The organism is Xenorhabdus sp. TS4 (assembly GCF_014467265.1).
GTDB classification, from domain to species: Bacteria; Pseudomonadota; Gammaproteobacteria; order Enterobacterales; family Enterobacteriaceae; genus Xenorhabdus; species Xenorhabdus ehlersii.
In genome coordinates this window covers 1-18609 of the sequence record NZ_NKHQ01000076.1, presented here as the reverse complement: position 1 = coordinate 18609, position 18609 = coordinate 1, and the positions used below count along the sequence as shown (strand labels likewise).

The 18609-nt window shown below is 45.9% G+C and carries 14 protein-coding genes; 6 read left to right on the top strand and 8 right to left on the bottom strand.

Annotated features, from left to right (window positions below; all coding sequences use genetic code 11):
- Positions 1-92: 92 nt before the first annotated feature.
- Positions 93-1874 (top strand): AsmA family protein, encoded by a 1782-nt coding sequence (locus Xets_RS15035; RefSeq protein ID WP_099131763.1) that lies wholly within the window; start codon positions 93-95, stop codon positions 1872-1874.
- Here Xets_RS15035 and fabY read toward each other — a convergent pair.
- The 4 genes from fabY to typA all read right to left on the bottom strand — a co-directional run bounded on the left by fabY (position 1864) and on the right by typA (position 5997).
- Positions 1864-2781, bottom strand: coding sequence for a fatty acid biosynthesis protein FabY (fabY, locus tag Xets_RS15030; RefSeq protein ID WP_187652041.1), 918 nt, complete (start codon positions 2779-2781; stop codon positions 1864-1866). The genes Xets_RS15035 and fabY overlap by 11 nt on opposite strands.
- Before the next feature lie 26 nt (positions 2782-2807).
- Entirely contained in the window at positions 2808-3245 is a 438-nt protein-coding gene (dtd, locus tag Xets_RS15025; protein ID WP_099131765.1) for a D-aminoacyl-tRNA deacylase, read from the bottom strand.
- A 39-nt stretch (positions 3246-3284) separates the two neighbouring features.
- Positions 3285-3902: a glucose-1-phosphatase gene (gene yihX / locus Xets_RS15020; protein ID WP_099131766.1), complete on the bottom strand. Its 618-nt coding sequence runs from the start codon at positions 3900-3902 to the stop codon at positions 3285-3287.
- A gap of 265 nt (positions 3903-4167) precedes the next feature.
- Entirely contained in the window at positions 4168-5997 is a 1830-nt protein-coding gene (gene typA / locus Xets_RS15015) for a ribosome-dependent GTPase TypA (protein ID WP_099131767.1), read from the bottom strand.
- A 693-nt stretch (positions 5998-6690) separates the two neighbouring features.
- Between typA and glnA the strand changes: the two genes are divergently transcribed.
- The 3 genes from glnA (at position 6691) to glnG (ending at position 10802) form a co-directional block, all read left to right on the top strand.
- Positions 6691-8100: a glutamate--ammonia ligase gene (gene glnA, locus Xets_RS15010; RefSeq protein WP_099131768.1), complete on the top strand. Its 1410-nt coding sequence runs from the start codon at positions 6691-6693 to the stop codon at positions 8098-8100.
- Between the two features lie 201 nt (positions 8101-8301).
- Positions 8302-9351 (top strand): nitrogen regulation protein NR(II), encoded by a 1050-nt coding sequence (gene glnL / locus Xets_RS15005; protein ID WP_099131769.1) that lies wholly within the window; start codon positions 8302-8304, stop codon positions 9349-9351.
- Positions 9352-9371: 20 nt separating this feature from the next.
- A complete protein-coding gene (glnG, locus tag Xets_RS15000; protein ID WP_099131770.1) occupies positions 9372-10802 on the top strand; it encodes a nitrogen regulation protein NR(I) in 1431 nt (476 codons plus the stop codon).
- 145 nt (positions 10803-10947) lie between these two features.
- Here glnG and hemN read toward each other — a convergent pair whose 3' ends face one another.
- Together hemN and yihI are read right to left on the bottom strand one after the other, a co-directional pair.
- A complete protein-coding gene (gene hemN, locus Xets_RS14995) occupies positions 10948-12321 on the bottom strand; it encodes an oxygen-independent coproporphyrinogen III oxidase (protein ID WP_187652040.1) in 1374 nt (457 codons plus the stop codon).
- Positions 12322-12540: 219 nt separating this feature from the next.
- Entirely contained in the window at positions 12541-13089 is a 549-nt protein-coding gene (gene yihI / locus Xets_RS14990) for a Der GTPase-activating protein YihI (protein WP_099131773.1), read from the bottom strand.
- A 149-nt stretch (positions 13090-13238) separates the two neighbouring features.
- Here yihI and Xets_RS14985 point away from each other — a divergent pair, with 149 nt between their 5' ends.
- Positions 13239-14708, top strand: coding sequence for a glycosyltransferase family 39 protein (locus tag Xets_RS14985; protein ID WP_187652039.1), 1470 nt, complete (start codon positions 13239-13241; stop codon positions 14706-14708).
- Between the two features lie 62 nt (positions 14709-14770).
- Here the strand turns inward: Xets_RS14985 and Xets_RS14980 are convergent, their stop codons facing one another.
- A complete protein-coding gene (locus Xets_RS14980) occupies positions 14771-16108 on the bottom strand; it encodes an NCS2 family permease (protein WP_187652038.1) in 1338 nt (445 codons plus the stop codon).
- Positions 16109-16310: 202 nt separating this feature from the next.
- Positions 16311-16850, bottom strand: coding sequence for a TetR/AcrR family transcriptional regulator (locus tag Xets_RS14975; RefSeq protein ID WP_099131776.1), 540 nt, complete (start codon positions 16848-16850; stop codon positions 16311-16313).
- 99 nt (positions 16851-16949) lie between these two features.
- Here Xets_RS14975 and Xets_RS14970 point away from each other — a divergent pair, with 99 nt between their 5' ends.
- Positions 16950-18434, top strand: coding sequence for an MFS transporter (locus Xets_RS14970; RefSeq protein ID WP_187652037.1), 1485 nt, complete (start codon positions 16950-16952; stop codon positions 18432-18434).
- Positions 18435-18609: the final 175 nt, after the last annotated feature.

Genomic DNA, 18609 nt, shown 5'->3' with positions numbered 1-18609 from the left:
TTTTCTTTTTTAGCTAAATCCTCTATTGAGTGCTGCTCTATTTTACGGCATAAAAGGACTTCTATTGGAAGGTCACACTGTTGAGGTGAAATATGAGGTGGTTAGGGAAATTTTTTGTCACTCTTCTATTAGTGCTAATTTTGGCAATCATAGTTATTTATGTTGTTGCCCAGACGCATTGGGGAGCCAAACAGTTAAGCCAATGGCTCAGCAGACAAGGACATTATCAAGTCAGTATTGAACACATCAGCCATAGCTGGCAGCAGCCTGCTACCATATCACTTAACTACATTGACATTAGTGACAAACAAAGTCCTTTCTCACTCAATGCCGATACCATTAATCTCGATTTCAAATGGCAGCATTTACTGTCCCCCCAAAATCTCCGTCGTCTGACATTGCAACAAGGGACATTGATACTCTCTGGAAATCAGCTTCCTCCTCTTTTACAAGCGGATATCCTGCAACTAAACCAGATGAATATTCAGCTAGAGAGTCCCAACACGCGTATCCAGGGGGAGAATATCACAGGCGGAATTACACCTTGGGTTCCTGCTGTGGGCAACCCATTTGGTAATGGAAAATATCAATTCAGTGCCAGTACGATCCGTTTAAATGACATATCTGTTAAAAACGCCGTTGTACAAGGTAGTTACCAGAATAAAGCCCTGACTATCGACTCTTTTGGCGCAACATTTCTGCGAGGCGCCATTTCTGGCGATGGTCAGCAATTGCCGGACGGCAGTTGGCGCTGGAACAATATCCTGCTCAGTGACATTCGCTGGCAAACACCAATGACACTGGGTGAGTTGAAAGAAAAAATCAGCCATCTGCCGGCTATGTATATCAAAAATCTCAATATCACTAATGCCAAACTGCAAGGGCAAAATTGGTCTGTTGATTATCTGGATAGCGCCATCAAAAATTTAGGCTTAGTCAACGGCAGTTGGAGCGCCGAAGATGGGTTGATTGATTTTAATGCGATGAACATGACGTTGGATAATGCACAGTTCAGCGACACGCTTGGAAAATTCCGCTTTTCTGGTGATACCTTTACCATCGCAAACCTGACAACCCACTATCAAAAAGGGTTGTTCAATATCCAGTCTCAATGGGATCGCAAAAGTCGGCTCCTTACCCTCAAAGAGAGCTCTGTAACAGGGCTGCTTTATGCTCTGCCACCAACATGGCTCAACTATTTCAAACAGCCTGCGCCAGAATGGATTTCAGGAGTAAAACTCAATGATATTACTATCAATAATACGCTGCTGATTGATACCAATCCCAATTTCCCGTTCCAGCTCACCACTCTTTCAGCCCATATTGACAATATGGATATCTTGAAAAATGGCAAGTGGGGATTGTGGAATGGTCAGGCATCGCTGCAAGCGGCTGCGGGAACATTTAACAAAATCGAAATAACCCGTCCTTATCTGCAACTACACGCCACCGACGGCAAAGTCATCATTGATAAATTGAATGGCTTTACACATGAAGGACTGCTGCAAGTTACTGGCTCGGCGGAACAACAAACTGCTCATACGCCTTTTAACCTCAATTTCAAAGGTATGAATGCGGATTTGAACATCTTGCCACAATGGGGTTGGATACCGCTTAAGATTCAGGGAGAAGGAAATTTCTCACTCGCTATCACGGGAGATCTCTCCGCTGACGATGTGAAGGGAACAATAACCGGGACATTAGTTGCTGAAGATAAATCATCGGACAAAGAGTCACAATCTGTTGAGCAAGGTTTGATCTCAACGAACCGCTGTACCCTAACAGTCCCCTCTTCCGTAGATAACCCTGAAGCTGGGAACTCAACAACAGGCCATTCTACGGAGAGCCAAACCTGCGCAAAAATCAAGCTTTAGTAAGACGTTCGGGAGGCAGGACGATATAAGTACCGGTGAACACACTACCTACGCCATGTTCACCGCTAACCTGCACTTCCACCGTTACGCGGGCTTTATTGCCGCGGGCAAGACGGGCAAGGTCTCCGCTCATATTATTGAAATCGGCAGTTGCACAGGGGCGCCCTGTAATCGGTTGCCGATAACGAATATTGGCATCCACCAAAACGATATCTCCCCCTAACTGGCGCTCCTGTAGCAACAACCAAATCAATCCCCATGCCGTTAAGGTGGCCTGAGAAAATAAGCTACCGGCGAAAATAGTATGATGTGGATTCTGGTTTCCGGCTTCGGGCATCGTTGTGATGAAATGTTGCCCGGTATATTGGGTGATCCTCAGCCCCATCTTTTCACTCAAAGGGATTTGCTTATGCCATGCCTGCTGCAACTCTGCACACCAATCAGGACGGTGCAAGATATCATCAAGGCTTATTATCGGTTTTATCATGAGGAAGTGGTTAATCGGTGACGCCTTAGCACCATTGATCAAACCACGGTTTTGAAAACCCAACTTGTCGAAGAAATCAACCGCATCTTCCCGTGCGCCGCAAACAATTCGTTTCACACCTTCCTGTCTGGCTACCGATTCCAATGCCATCGCAATCAGTGTCCCCAAACCTTTTCGTTGCACATGGGGATGAACAGCCAGAAAACGAATAGCGCCTTCATTATCCGCGTTTATATATAAACGCCCAACAGCCAGCGGATTACCCTGTTCATCCACCACCATTTGGTGATGAGCCATCGAATCGTAACCATCTTTCTCTGATCCGACGGGCTGATGAAGCGGTTTACGCAACATCTCCCAACGAAATTGGTAATAAATTTCCAACTCTTGTTCTGTTTGAGGTACTCTCAGATGGTACATAGAAACAACCCCTTTCTTGAAACACATCATACTTGCAACCAGAAAGTTACCGGCCCGTCATTTGTCAAACTGACTTTCATGTCTGCCGCAAATTTCCCCTTTTCTGTTTTTACACCAGTTACACGGCACTGTTCAACAAAATCGCGATAAAGCTCTTCTGCTTTTTGTGGCTCAGCACCGCCAGAAAAGCTGGGTCTTAAGCCTTTCTGTGTGTCCGCGACTAATGTAAATTGCGATACCACCAACAAACTACCGCCAGCCTGCTGAACATTAAGGTTCATTTTTCCCTGCTCATCGCTGAATACCCGATATCCCATTACCTTGTCGCATAAACGTTGCGCTTTCTGTGGGGTATCGTCTTTTTCAACCCCCAGCAACACCAGCAACCCTTGTCCAATTTCTCCAATCGTCTCACCTTCAACAACAACCTTTGCCTGTGTTACACGCTGAATTAATGCGATCATTTCTCTTGCCTGTTATTCCGTTGCAATAAGCAAACGATGTTAATTTTTTGAGGGAAGCGAGAAATCATGTGACTGAAAATAATCAGGGATTACACTCCTGTCAGCCACATGAATTGCATTGATGCCTGATTTTTTTGCTGCTTCGACGTTTTCTAAAAGATCATCAAAGAATATGGCTTGATCTGCTGTCACGCCTTCCACTGCAAGCACATAGTTAAAAATATCAAGATTGGGTTTACGCATCCTCAATTCGTGGGATAGGTAAAGGAAATCCGCTGATACTGCAATCTCAGGATAATGCACTGAGCAGTAATCAATATGCAGACGATTTGTATTTGACAGCACAACCACACGATGCCCTTGAGCACGCAATTTATTCATTAACTCAATGACTTCCTGCCTGACACCGATAAAGATTGTATTCCAGCCTTCCGCAAATTGTTCAAAACTGAGTGAGACCTCCATTTCATCACACATCATTTCTGCAAATTCAGTGTCACTAATTTGTCCACACTCATGTTTTTCAATAGTCTCTCCCTGAGAAAATTTTGGGGTCAATGTTGCCAGTGGTGTCCCACTCAGATTACTCCAAACAGCCAGTACTCTTTTAAAATCAATATCAATAATCACGTTACCCAGATCGAAAATATACAACATAATCCCTCCTGACTGACGCTTATTGTTTAGTACTTTTATCATACTTTTATTAAGAAAAAAGAATGAAGAGATAAAAAAACAAATAAATTGTTCTTCTTATGAAGCGTCTTATAAATCGTCGTTGAAGCTCTTGACTGGCTACCGACCGATCAGTAGGAATAGATAACAAAATGGTTGGAAGGGGATATCATAAAAGAACTCAGGGCACCGAAGCGCCCTAAGCCGTTGATGTTCAAACTGTCATATGCAACGCATAATCCAGAAATTAAACTTCTTTGCTACGATTTGCACGACGGCGATCGTTTTCGGTCAAATGACGCTTACGCAAGCGAATTGACACTGGAGTTACTTCAACCAACTCGTCGTCGTCAATAAACTCCAACGCCTGCTCCAATGTTTTCTTAATATGTGGAGACAGTGTTGTTGCTTCATCCGTACCTGATGCACGCACGTTAGTCAGTTTCTTACCGGTCAGACAGTTAACAGTCAGGTCATTTGAACGTGAGTGAATACCAATAATCTGGCCTTCATACACTTCAGTACCATGACCCAGGAACAATTTACCACGCTCCTGCAAACCATACAGCGCGTAAGCAACTGCCTTGCCTTGTCCGTTGGAAATCAGCACACCATTTTGGCGACGGCCAATCTCACCTGGGCGGATGTCATCATAGTGGCTGAATGTGGCATACAACAAACCAGTACCCGAAGTCATGGTCATGAATTCAGTACGGAAGCCGATCAGGCCACGGCTTGGAATGACGTAATCAAGACGAACGCGACCTTTGCCATCTGGCAGCATGTCACGCATTTCACCTTTACGCTCACCCAATGCCTGCATTACATCGCCTTGATGCTGTTCTTCGATATCCAGAGTTACCTGCTCGAAAGGCTCCTGCTTACGGCCATCAATTTCACGGAAAATAACTTTTGGACGGGAAACCGCTAACTCGAAACCTTCACGACGCATGTTCTCGATCAGAACGGACAGGTGCAGTTCACCACGGCCTGATACACGGAAGGCGTCTGGATCTTCAGTTTCTTCAACACGCAGTGCTACGTTATGAACCAGCTCTTTTTTCAGACGATCAAGGATCTGGCGAGAAGTCACGTACTTACCTTCACGACCACAGAACGGTGAAGTATTAACACAGAAGTACATGCTTACGGTAGGTTCATCAACTGCCAGTGCTGGCAACGCTTCAACCGCATTGACTTCACACAGGGTATCGGAAATGTTCAGATCACCCAGGCCGGTAATGGCGATGATATCACCAGCTTCCGCCTTATCAGACTCAATACGCTCCAATCCCAGATGGCTAAAGACCTTGCCGACTTTACCGTTGCGAGTTTTACCTTCGCTGTCGATGATAGTGATATTTTGGTTTGTTTTTACCATACCACGCTTAATGCGACCGATACCGATAACCCCAACATAGTTGTTGTAATCCAACTGCGAAATTTGCATCTGGAATGGGCCATCAAGGTCAACCTTAGGTGGCTCAACATGATCAACGATTGCCTGATACAGCGGAGTCATGTCTTCAGCCATATCGGTATGCTCGTTACCAGCAACCCCCATCAACGCAGAAGCATAAATGATTGGGAAATCCAACTGTTCATCGGTTGCACCGAGATTCACAAACAAATCAAACACCTGATCCACCACCCAGTCAGGGCGAGCACCAGGACGGTCAACCTTGTTGATCACCACAATAGGCTTCAGGCCGTGAGCAAACGCTTTCTGGGTTACAAAGCGAGTCTGTGGCATTGGGCCATCCATCGCATCAACCAGCAACAGGACACTGTCTACCATTGACATTACACGCTCAACCTCGCCACCAAAGTCGGCGTGGCCTGGGGTGTCTACGATATTGATACGATAGTCATTCCATCTGATGGCAGTGTTCTTTGCAAGGATGGTAATACCACGTTCTTTTTCCAGATCATTGGAATCCATCACACGCTCAGTTGTTGCAGCACGCTCCCCAAAGGTACCGGACTGCTGCAGGAGTTTATCAACCAGCGTGGTTTTGCCATGGTCGACGTGAGCAATAATTGCTATATTTCTTAATTTACTGATTTCATTTGACATTTAAAAATTCCAATAATGCTAAAATCATTTATGTACTCAGATTGAGTACACAAAAAGAATTCTGTTTTACTTGGCCGCCGCCGAACAAAAGTGCAGCATTATACACTTTGGATGGTTGCACTGGTATTAAAAGTTGTACAGTATTGGTGGTTTTCTCTTTATTTAGAAACATCGTTGGAATCTATACCTATTGAGGTATAAAGAGGCATCCATCTGGCTGGAAATCAAGCTCAGTAGCGTCACCAGTGACCTGCTAGAACAGGGGGTGAGCTGGATTGATTATGTAGTTCAAGTCACGCGGGACAACTACGTTTACGTTGGGGAGAGCCAAATAGTCAATTGATATAGTATTAACATATCAATTGATGACGTAACGAGCAAGTTCACGAAATTTCAGTCGGCCAGTCGCACTATAATAATGCAATCACGCTGCCATTATTCACCACTTTGGTGCAAAACGCCTAAAACCACACACTTATCTTATTCACTTTTTTCTCTCCCCCCCGCCATATATTTTTATCATATTGATATTAAATATTTTTTAAATATTGGCACACTTTTCGCATTTATTCCTGGCAATAGTGGTTTCATAAAATTGATCACACAGAGATCCACAATTGTCCTTAACTTTTAAGATAAAACAGTTTATTTCTTGCCCTGTTTTATCAGGCCGACGTAACCAGGAGAGCCAGTATGTCCGCTGAACATGTTTTGTCCATGATTGAAGAACATCAGGTGAAGTTTATTGACTTACGTTTTACCGACACTAAAGGTAAAGAACAACATATCACTATTCCTGCCCACCAAGTTGATGAAGACTTCTTTGAAGATGGCAAAATGTTTGACGGTTCATCTATCGGTGGCTGGAAAGGTATCAATGAATCCGACATGGTGCTAATGCCAGATCCGAGCACCGCGATGCTTGATCCCTTCTTTAATGATGCCACCCTGATCCTGCGTTGTGATATCCTCGAACCTGGCACCATGCAAGGCTATAGCCGCGATCCTCGCTCCATTGCGAAACGCGCCGAAGATTTCCTGCGGGCAAGCGATATTGCTGATACCGTTTTATTTGGGCCAGAACCCGAATTCTTCTTGTTCGATGATATCCGTTTCGGCAGCTCCATCTCTGGCTCTTACTACCATATTGATGATACGGAAGCTGCATGGAACAGCGGCACACGTTATGAAGGCGGTAACAAAGGCCATCGTCCTGGCATTAAAGGAGGGTATTTTCCTGTTCCTCCTGTGGACTCTTCCCAAGACCTGCGTTCAGCCATGTGCTTAACAATGGAAAAAATGGGTTTGGTAGTTGAAGCCCACCACCATGAGGTCGCAACTGCCGGACAAAACGAAATTGCCACCCGCTTTAATACCATGACCAAAAAAGCGGATGAAACCCAGATTTATAAATATGTGGTTCATAACGTTGCCCATAAATTTGGTAAGACCGCCACATTTATGCCAAAACCGTTGGTGGGCGATAATGGTTCAGGTATGCACTGTCACATGTCACTGTCCAAAAATGGCACTAACCTGTTTGCGGGTGACAAGTACGGCGGCCTGTCCGAAATGGCGCTTTACTATATCGGCGGCGTCATCAAACACGCCCGTGCGCTAAATGCCTTTACCAACCCAACCACTAACTCGTACAAACGTCTGGTACCTGGTTTTGAAGCCCCGGTTATGCTGGCGTATTCTGCTCGTAACCGCTCTGCTTCTATCCGTATTCCTGTGGTCGCCAGCGCCAAAGCTCGCCGTATTGAAGTGCGCTACCCTGATCCCGCAGCGAACCCTTATCTGGCCTTCTCTGCGCTGTTGATGGCAGGTTTGGATGGCATCATCAACAAAATCCATCCAGGTGATGCAATGGATAAAAACTTATATGACCTGCCCGCAGAAGAAGCCCAAGAGATCCCAACTGTGGCCTCTTCTTTGGAAGAAGCGCTGGCCGCATTGGATGCAGACCGCGAATTCCTGACACGCGGTGGTGTTTTCACTGACGACACGATTGATGCTTATATCAATTTATTGAATGGGGAAATTGAACGTGTCCGCATGACACCACATCCCCTGGAGTTTGAACTGTATTACAGTGTGTAGTGCCTTATCAGGTAATGCCCCATAACGTGATGGCATTACTCTTGTTTTTTTGTTGCCGTGAAACTTTTGGCCCATCCTTGGATGGGCTTTTTTCCTCATATATACACAATTGTATTACCCATGAGGATATATGCTGAGCGGAAGGATTTATCAAACTATGCTTGAATAAGCTACAATGCACCAAAAAAGTGCAGGAACTGAATGACAATGGTTAGTTTGCCCAAAGCAGAACAGATTCTCGACTCACAGATAAACAGCGTCCTGGTACTGGATAATGATTTGGTTATTCGCTACGCCAATCATTCTGCTATGCAACTTCTGGCACAAAGTTCCCGTAAATTATTCGGCACGCCTCTTCCCATCCTGTTTAGCTATATTTCACTGGATACAGAATTGATGCGTTCCAGTTTGATCAACGGTCATGGCTTTACCGATAACGAAGTCATATTAGTGATCAATAATCACTCTCATGTGATGTCGCTCAGTGCCCAACCAATTTCCGAACAGTTTATCCTGCTGGAACTGGCATCTATGGACAGTCAACGCCGGTTAAGCCAAGAGCAGATCCAACAAGCACAGCAGGCGGCTGCGCGGGAACTGGTTCGGGGGCTGGCACATGAAATCAAGAACCCTCTTGGCGGATTGCGGGGAGCCGCACAGTTGCTTGCCAAAGCACTGCCAGATCCGGCCTTGAGGGAATATACCCAAGTGATCATTGAGCAGGCAGACAGGCTACGCAACCTCGTTGATCGATTATTGGGGCCACAGCATCCAGGCTCCCAAACCCGCCAAAGCATTCACCATGTAGTCGAACGGGTCTATCAACTGGTCTCACTGGAAATGCCTGCCAATGTCACGCTGATTAAAGATTATGATCCGAGCTTGCCTGAGCTGGCACATTATCCTGACCAAGTTGAGCAGGTATTACTGAATATCACCCGCAATGCCCTACAAGCACTGGGTGAGAAGGGAGGGATTATCACCCTGAGAACACGAACAGCATTCCAGATTACCTTACAGGGTGAACGTTACCGATTGGCAGCCCGAATTGATATTGAAGATAATGGGCCAGGTATTCCTCCCAATATTCAGGATACGCTTTTTTACCCGATGGTCAGCGGGTATGCAGGAGGAACTGGACTTGGCTTATCCATAGCACGTAATCTTATCGACCAACATGCTGGCAAAATTGAATTTACCAGTTGGCCAGGACATACGGAATTCTCCATTTACCTGCCGATCAAGAAATAACCGTTAAGTAGGGGGTGACAATGCAACGAGGGAAAGTTTGGATCGTTGATGATGATAGTTCTATCCGCTGGGTACTTGAACGGGCGCTGAGTGGCGCTGGCATGGAGTGTATCAGTTTTGAAAATGCCGATGCCGTATTAACCGCGCTAGGACAAAGTAATCCAGAGGTTATTCTGTCGGATATCCGTATGCCAGGATTAGACGGACTTAGTTTACTCAACCAGATAAAGCAGAGCCATCCACAGCTTCCGGTCATCATTATGACTGCCCATTCTGATCTGGATGCCGCTGTCAGTGCCTATCAACACGGTGCATTTGATTATCTGCCAAAACCTTTTGATATTGATGAAACTGTTGCATTGGTTGAACGGGCACTAAGTCATTATCGGGAACAACATCAATCAGCTTCGAGTCCGCAGTTGCCGGTATCAGTTTCAGATATGATCGGAGAAGCCCCTGCCATGCAGGAGGTATACCGGATTATCGGCCGCCTTTCCCGTTCCTCCATCAGTGTGTTAATCAATGGTGAATCCGGCACAGGAAAAGAGCTGGTTGCCCATGCCCTTCACCGTCATAGTCCACGCGCTTCTGCACCATTTATTGCCCTGAATATGGCGGCAATCCCGAAAGACCTGATTGAATCTGAACTCTTTGGTCACGAAAAAGGCGCGTTCACAGGTGCAAATCAAGTACGTCACGGTCGTTTTGAGCAAGCCAATGGTGGCTCACTGTTTTTGGATGAAATTGGTGATATGCCGCTGGATATCCAAACTCGCCTACTGCGAGTGCTGGCCGAAGGACAATTCTATCGAGTCGGGGGCTATGCACCCGTGAAAGTTAATGTCCGTATTATCGCCGCCACTCACCAGAACCTTGAGCAACGTGTTGCAGAAGGTAAATTCAGGGAAGACCTCTACCATCGCCTGAATGTGATTCGTGTTCAGTTACCCCCTTTGCGGGACAGAGTGGAAGACATTCCTCGTCTGGCACACCATTTCCTGCAACAAACCGCCAAAGAACTAGGTGTTGAAGCCAAAGTGCTGCATCCTGATACTGAACTTGCCTTGATGCGCCTGCCGTGGTCAGGCAATGTCCGCCAGTTGGAAAATGTTTGCCGCTGGCTGACCGTGATGGCGGCAAGCAAGGAGGTGCTGGTACAGGATCTACCCGCTGACCTGATTGGCAACCAACTCGCAGGGCAGGCAGGGAACGCCTCTGTTACACGCTCTACATCACCATCGGAGGATTGGCCACAACTGCTGGCTGAATGGGCGCAACATGCCTTAAAAGAGGGAAAAACCGATCTCCTTGCCGATGCTCTGCCATTGCTGGAACGCACTCTGCTTAATTGCGCACTGGAATATACAAATGGACATAAACAAGAAGCCGCTCGCCTGCTGGGCTGGGGAAGAAATACAATAACGCGGAAATTGAAGGAACTGGGGTTGTGATACATGTTGCTTTGCTATCCCAAGTGACCGTCAGGTTAAAGGTTAACCCCGTTGAGAGACCAATTCTCATAGTTGCAGCTCACGCTGGATACTGTTCGTATTTAGTACAAACCAGCAACACACTCAACCCTATTCTCACTGATATTTATATCACCCGCGAAAATTGCCGCTGTCGCATCTGATTACGTAGATAACTATCAAAACACATACAAACATTACGTATCAACAAGCGGCCTTTCGGGGATACTTGAATCTGCGATTCGGTTACTTCAACCAACCCATCTTCTGCCAATGGTGCCAATAATTGCAGATCTTCGGCAAAGTAACCCGCGAAATTCAGCCCATAATGCCGCTCAATATCCGCAAAATTCAGCCGAAAGTTACAGATTAACGCCTTAATCACATCACGACGAATGCAATCATCCTGTGTCAACGCTAAACCACGCCACAAAGCATGGCCTTGTGCTGCCACCGCAGCGTAGTAGGTTTTCAGGTCTTTCTGGTTCTGGGCATAGCTATCTCCCAGCATACTGATCGCAGAAACGCCCATACCAAGTAAATCGCATTCCCCCTGCGTGGTATATCCCTGAAAATTTCGGTGTAAGATGCCTTGGCGTTGGGCAATTGCCAATTCATCATCAGGGCGAGCAAAGTGATCCATACCAATAAACTGATAGCCATCACCTGTCAGGGTCACAATCGTTTCGTGCAAAATATTTAGCTTCTGTGTTGCAGTTGGTAAATCCTGTTCCTTAATCTTGCGCTGTGCCGCAAATAAATCCGGTAAGTGAGCATAGTTAAATACACTTAAACGATCAGGAGACAATGCCAATACCCGCTGCAATGTAAAAGCAAAACTTTCAGGTGTCTGTTTCGGCAGACCATAAATCAAATCAATGCTGGTGGATGTAAAGCCTGTTTCACGAGCACGTTTGATCAGTTCGAAAATAAATGCTTCATCTTGCTCTCGATTAACCAAGCGCTGCACATCTTTATTAAAATCCTGCACGCCCATACTCAGGCGGTTAAAGCCTTCGTGATGCAAATGATCAATGACATCAAGCTCAATTTCACGCGGATCAATTTCAATGGAAAGCTCAGCATCGGGCAGAAAATGGAAATGGTTGCGCAGCATCGACATCAATCGGCTGATCTGTGTTTTATCCAGATAGGTTGGCGTGCCTCCGCCCCAGTGCATCTGGCTAATTTTCCGCTGGGAAAATAATTTGGCACGGGCAGCAATCTCTTTTTCCAACACATTCAGATATTCATCCGCCTTGTGCTTTTGGCGCGTAACCAGCTTATTGCAACCACAGAAATAACAAAGCTTATGGCAGAACGGGATATGAATATAGAGGGAAAGCGGGCGCCCAGGATAACGGGCAGCGGCCTGTGCAAAAGCAGTCGCATCGTACTGTTGATTAAACTCCAATGCTGTTGGATACGACGTATAACGAGGCCCTGAATAGTTGTATTTTTGGATCAAAGGCAGATCCCAAACAATGGCTTGCTCTGACATGCTTATTCCTTCCGCTGTTTTCGCCCATCAAAACGCAACATTTTCGTGGAACTGAAATGCCGTGCCATGATGATCGTGCGCAACCGACACTTACGTCGCGATAGCTGCCATAGTTTACCCAATAACCACAATAAATAACATACTAATACTGTGGTTATTAATATCATGGTTATCAGTATGAACCCGCCTTTTACGATCACAATTCATTGCTTGAAGGTGTTACTTACCCTTCAGTAATTGCATGATATCTTCCTGTGGTTCTTCTTCACTGTCCTCTTCTTCCAGCTCGATGCCCAACTCTTCCATCAGGGTATCAATGCGATCGAGCGTATTGTCGACATAAGCATTGTCTTCCTGGGACAGTTTTTCACCTTGCTCAAGACGTGCCAGCAAGTCATCCAATCGCTCATCATGTTCCAGCATTTCCAGCTCTTCCTGTGGGGACAGGCGAGGTTTCTGTTGCTCTATAGCCGGCTTAGTCGTTGGTTTCACCGTTGGTGCTTTTTCACCTGCGACTTTCCCATCAACGAACAGAGGAACCGGAACTTTACTACCGATACGTGGATCTTTTTCCTGTTTGACTACTGAACGCTTTTTATTGCTGCCATTATCGCTCTGACGGCTACCGGTCGGATTACCATTACCACGACGTTTCTTCTGGCGCTTACGCTCGCGTCCTTCTGCATCCAGCTCTGCACGACTTTTTCTTTTTTGCTTTTGCTGACCAGCGGAAAACTTCGCTGGTGATTTTTTCTTTAACGGGCTCATAGCTTGTGACTCAACTCATTTTTATCAAGATATTTTCGGCGGAATCTAACAGAAACTCCCTTTAACATCCAATGTCATTCACCTATAGTTTAAATTTCGTCTAGTATTCTAGATAGATTTAACTCAAATAATATGATCATCAGACTACCATGCGTTTTTTTGATACTCCTTCTTATCGCATACCATTGTATCTTTGGGTCACTGGTTATGCCGTTTTGTGGATAATAGCAAGTTACTCTCTCGATCCCACCGTTCCTTATGATGCCGTAGAAGCTTTAAACTGGGGCATTAATGGGGAATGGGGTTCGCCCAAAAACCCATGGCTAGTGGGAGCCATCATGCTACCCGCTATCTCTATCAGTGACATTTCTCTCAATTTTTATTGGTATTTCACCCACTTTGTTGCTATTGCCATCGGTATGCTTGGGGTTTGGCAACTGGCTTTCCGGTTGACGGGCAAAGTTGTACTCGCATGGCTTGCTATGCTGACTTTGAACCTATCCGGTGTCATCAATTTTGATATCATTCCTTATAATGATAATTACCTTTTAGTTATGCTCTGGCCTTGGGCATTGCTGTTTTTTCTGCGTGCCATTGACGATCACCCCAAATGGTGGCTGGCATTCGCCCTTACCACAGGGCTGGCAACAATGGCAAAGTACTCTTCGCTTGCTATCGTCGGCTCGGTCTTTTTGCTCTCCCTGTTTGTGCCTAAAATACGCCGCAACTATCGGGAGCCACTGTTTTATCTCGCCATTGTCATCTGGTTCGCGCTGATACTGCCGAATGTTTGGTGGCTGGTGCATAACGACTTTGTCGCATTTAAGTGGGTAGGTTCCCAAATTCAGAAAGGATTCAACTTACATACTACACGCGCCCTATTTTCCGTGTTCTACCCGTTAATTATCCTCAGTGTCATTATTTATCTGCTGAGTGGCCGGATTGGCTGGCCCAGGCAGCAATCCAATGCGCTGGCTAATATCGTGATACTGCTGCCTCTGCTGATTATTTACGGCTGGTTCTCCTTCAATCAGGGTGGACGTATGACCGAATGGGTACAACCTTTTATGGTCGTTTCGCCAGCACTGTTGGTGGGATCGATAACGGTCTTTCCCAACAAACCCCTGCGAGGCACATTACGAGCATTGACCGTGTTTGGGGTATTCGTGTTGATTGGTTATGTCGGTGTAATGATGGCAAATGTCCGTGATGCGGGGCAAAAATTTGTTGGTATAAAAACCTTTGCCAGCCAACTTGATCAACGTTGGAACGAACTGTATCCAACACCATTACGTTATGTTGGTGGCGAATATCTGCATCAATGGCTGACATTTTATAGCCACTATCACCCAGAAACGATACAACCCTGGGAATTAGATAATGGTGCGCCACCGAATATCTATAACCGCCATATCAAACAGGACAATATTGTGAAATATGGTGCCTTGCTAGTGGGAGAGCGAGGAAAGAGTTGTGCAGAGGAAGATTTTCAACATACGCTTGCAGAATGGCCATCATTGGTGCTCAGTCACAAAGAAGAGTTCTCCTTCCAAGCCCAACCAAATGCTGAGTTAGATACTGTTTGCATTGGCTTTGTCGCACCTAAAAATATTCAATGATAAGTTGCAAACCTGACATAAATTGCTGTCAGGCTTTCTCTTAACCACTGTTTCGGTCGTGATCAGTAGGCATCCACAAACACCATTTTCAATACAAACAATAGTGTCACGACAAAAACACATGGGCCAACTTCACGCCATTTGCCCGTGCCCAATTTCATGGCACAGTAGGCGATAAAACCCAGTGCAATGCCTTCGGTAATGGAGAAGCTAAATGGCATCATCACTGCGGTAATAAAAGCAGGGACGGATTCAGTCAGATCGTTCCATTTCACCCTTGTCAGGCTGGAAGTCATCAAGACGCCCACATAAATCAAGGCTCCCGCTGTGGCATAGGCAGGCACCATGCTTGCCAGTGGAGAGATAAACATGACCAGCAGGAATAAAATACCCACGACAATCGCCGTCAAACCCGTCCGGCCACCAACAGAAACGCCCGAAGAACTTTCAATATAAGCGGTAACCGAAGACGTTCCAATGTAAGAACCCGCCACCGAACTGATACTGTCCACGTATAAGGCTTGTTTCATACGTGGGAATTTGCCATTACTGTCAGCAATACCCGCTTTATCCGTCACACCAATCAATGTGCCGGAAGAATCAAATAAGTTCACCAGCATAAATGAGAAAATAACGCCAGCCAAAGCGACATCCAATGCGCCTTTTATATCAACGTTACCCACCACGCTCATCACATTAGGCGGCAGATCAAAAATACCGTGATATTCCACATATCCCATCATCAACCCAATGCCGGTTGTCACAATAATCGAAACCAACACCGCAGCATGGAAATTACGTGCCGCTAAAATGGCAATAATGAAAAAGCCCAATGTTCCCAACAAAACGTTATGGGAAGCAAAGTTACCGATTGAGACAATCGTGTCGGGATTAGGCACGATAATACCCGCATTTTTCAGCCCCATCATGGTAATGAAAAGACCGATACCACTGGTAATACCCACACGCAGGCTCAATGGAATATTAGCGATCATCCAGTAACGGATACGAAAGAGAGTCAATATAAACAACCCCACTGCACCCCAGAAAATGGCCCCCATCGCCACCTGCCATGAAAGCCCCATCGCACCGACCACAACAAAGGCAAAAAACGCATTCAGTCCCATCGCAGGTGCAACAGCAACAGGCAGATTCGCCATCAATCCCATCATAATGCTGCCAACTGCGGTGATTAAACAGGTCGTGACAAATACCGCTTTAATATCCATGCCTGCAACCGCCAGAATTTGCGGGTTAACAAAGACGATATAAACCATCGTTAGAAAAGTTGTCAGCCCGGCAATTATTTCAGTACGAACTGTTGTGCCATGTTCCCCTAATTTAAACACGCGCTGAAGCAAGCCCTGACGATGAGCAGAGCCAGAATTTATTGTGCTCATGTAATATTGTTTCCCAAAAAAAGCGAAGTTTTCGACCTATCCTACAGGAAACCCATATAAATCGTTACCCTGAAACAGCAAAAAAAGAAAACGTTTGCGACACGTGTAATCAATAGGTTAAATAACATTATGATTCTTGAGGGAATTCATTTTGTGACGATATTTTATTCGATTAGTCCGTTATTGGTCTTGCAAAAAAAATTCAGGGTGACATAGCAGCAAGAATGTCGTTAAAGATATTTCCCCACTCATCTTCTGTCATATCCATTAAACCGAAGAAACGCAGAACGAATGCCCCCTCTGTCGCTAAAAATGCCAAACGCGCCTGCCGACCTTCTTCCGTCGTTGTGTCCAAGCCTGCTATGCGTTGTCGATACCAGATACGGGTTGATTCGAGATGTTCTGGTGTTTGTAATAAAGTAGCCATCAAACCAGCCGCCTTTGCGGTCGATGCTTCATCAGATCGCTTGGTTGCTTCAATATGCGCACGCACGGCTGTTAGAGGGTGGGGATCATTCCCGGCAATTTCATGAAACTGTTTATCATAACTCGCCTCCCAACGCTCAAACATCGCATCAATAAGGCCATCTTTTGTGCTAAAACTGTATTGCACTCCCCCCTTGGTAATGCCAACCGCCTTCGCCAGCGCATCAATCGTGAGAGCCGCAGCACCATGTGTTGTGACAATATGTTCCGCTGCATCCAGCAGAGCTTCCCGGTCAATTGTTTTACGTCGTCCCATGCGAATCCCTTTTCATTAAATACGTATGTATTTATAATGATCGCCAACAATTTAGTCAAGGTTCGGCAAAGTTGCCGAACCGCATTGGTGAATTTGCTTATGAAATCGAATATCCGCTGGCTTGTACTTGCTATTATTTCCAGTGCACTTTTCTTAGTTGTTATTGATATGACCGTGCTATACACCGCTTTGCCACGGTTGACACATGATTTACATGCTTCTGCTTCAGAGAAATTGTGGATCATGAATGCCTATACGTTGACCATTGCAGGGTTACTTCCCGCTATGGGGGCGTTGAGTGACCGTTTTGGTGCAAAGAAACTGTTTACTAACGGGTTAGCCATTTTCGGTGTTGCATCGCTGATGGCTGCATTTTCCCCCAATCCTGCCACCCTGATTGCTGCACGTGTGGTGCTTGCTTTTGGCGCGGCAATGATGATGCCTGCGACACTCGCGATAGTCCGGCAAGAGTTTGAAGATCCAAACGAAAGGGCACTTGCCATTGGCATCTGGTCTGCCATAGCTTCAGGCGGGGCCGCACTTGGTCCGGTTATCGGCGGATTCCTGCTCGAATATTACTGGTGGGGTTCGGTTTTCCTGATCAACATCCCGATTGCCCTCATTGCATTTGGCTTTGCACTGGTCGTTATTTCTAAAAGCCCAAACAATCCAGACCATTCCTTTGACCTTATTGCTTCTGTGCAAATCATGATTGGCCTGGTAAGTATCACCTATGCGATCAAGGAGTTAAGCAAACCAGTACCTTCATTAGTAACTGCCGCGACAGTGGGCATTGTAGGCATTATTTTTACGGCCATATTCATTCGTCGCCAGTTAAGTTCATCAACCCCCATGATCGATTTCAAGCTTTTCCGCAATCGTACTTTCACCGCGGGAGTTGCCGCTGCTTTCGTTTCCACTGCAGCACTGGTCGGTATGGAACTTGCTGTTAGCCAACGCTTCCAACTCGCCATGGGCCTATCTCCCTTGCTGGCGGGATTATTTATTCTGCCCATTCCGATTGCCTCTTTTATTGCCGGCCCCCTGGCTGGGATTGCGATACCAAAATTTGGCTCTGAGCGGATCATGTGGCTCTCGCTCGCCTTTGCCGGACTGGGGATCTTTGTTTATCTCGCTGGCCTGCAATCCAGGCTTTTCGTGCAAATCACTGCATTTTGCATAATTGGATTTGGTATTGGTGCGGCAATGACCGCCGCTTCCACATCCATCATGCTGAATGCACCAGAAAACAACGCAGGCACCGCCGCCTCTATCGAAGAAGTCGCCTATGAGTTGGGAAGCCTAATTGGGATAGCCGTTCTCGGCAGCCTGATGGTCGCAGTTTATTCTGCCTCATTCACCCTTCCAGCTGCTATGAGCATCCCAGAATTGGCACGAAACAGTATTGATGAGGCTCTTATTGTCGCAGAAGGGCTAAAGGAGGGAGAGGCCGCACTGTCGCTGATCCAAGCAGCAAAACAGGCTTTCAATCACTCATTCCTGTCGGTATTGATCGCAGCAGGGACATTGCTGTTGTTGTCCTCTGTGCTCATTGCTGTGTTTGGAAAAGAGAAACGCCATTAATTGAATCAATTAGGTAATTTTCTAAATAAACGCGATGCTCGACTTTTATGGTGAGTTGAAATGACATAGCCGCTCTTTTATAACTTTAAGTTGACAAACAAAGAGAAATAAAGGAACAAAAGGCTATGTCACAACAAGATTTTATCATTTGGGTGTTTTGTTGGGTAGAGGATAA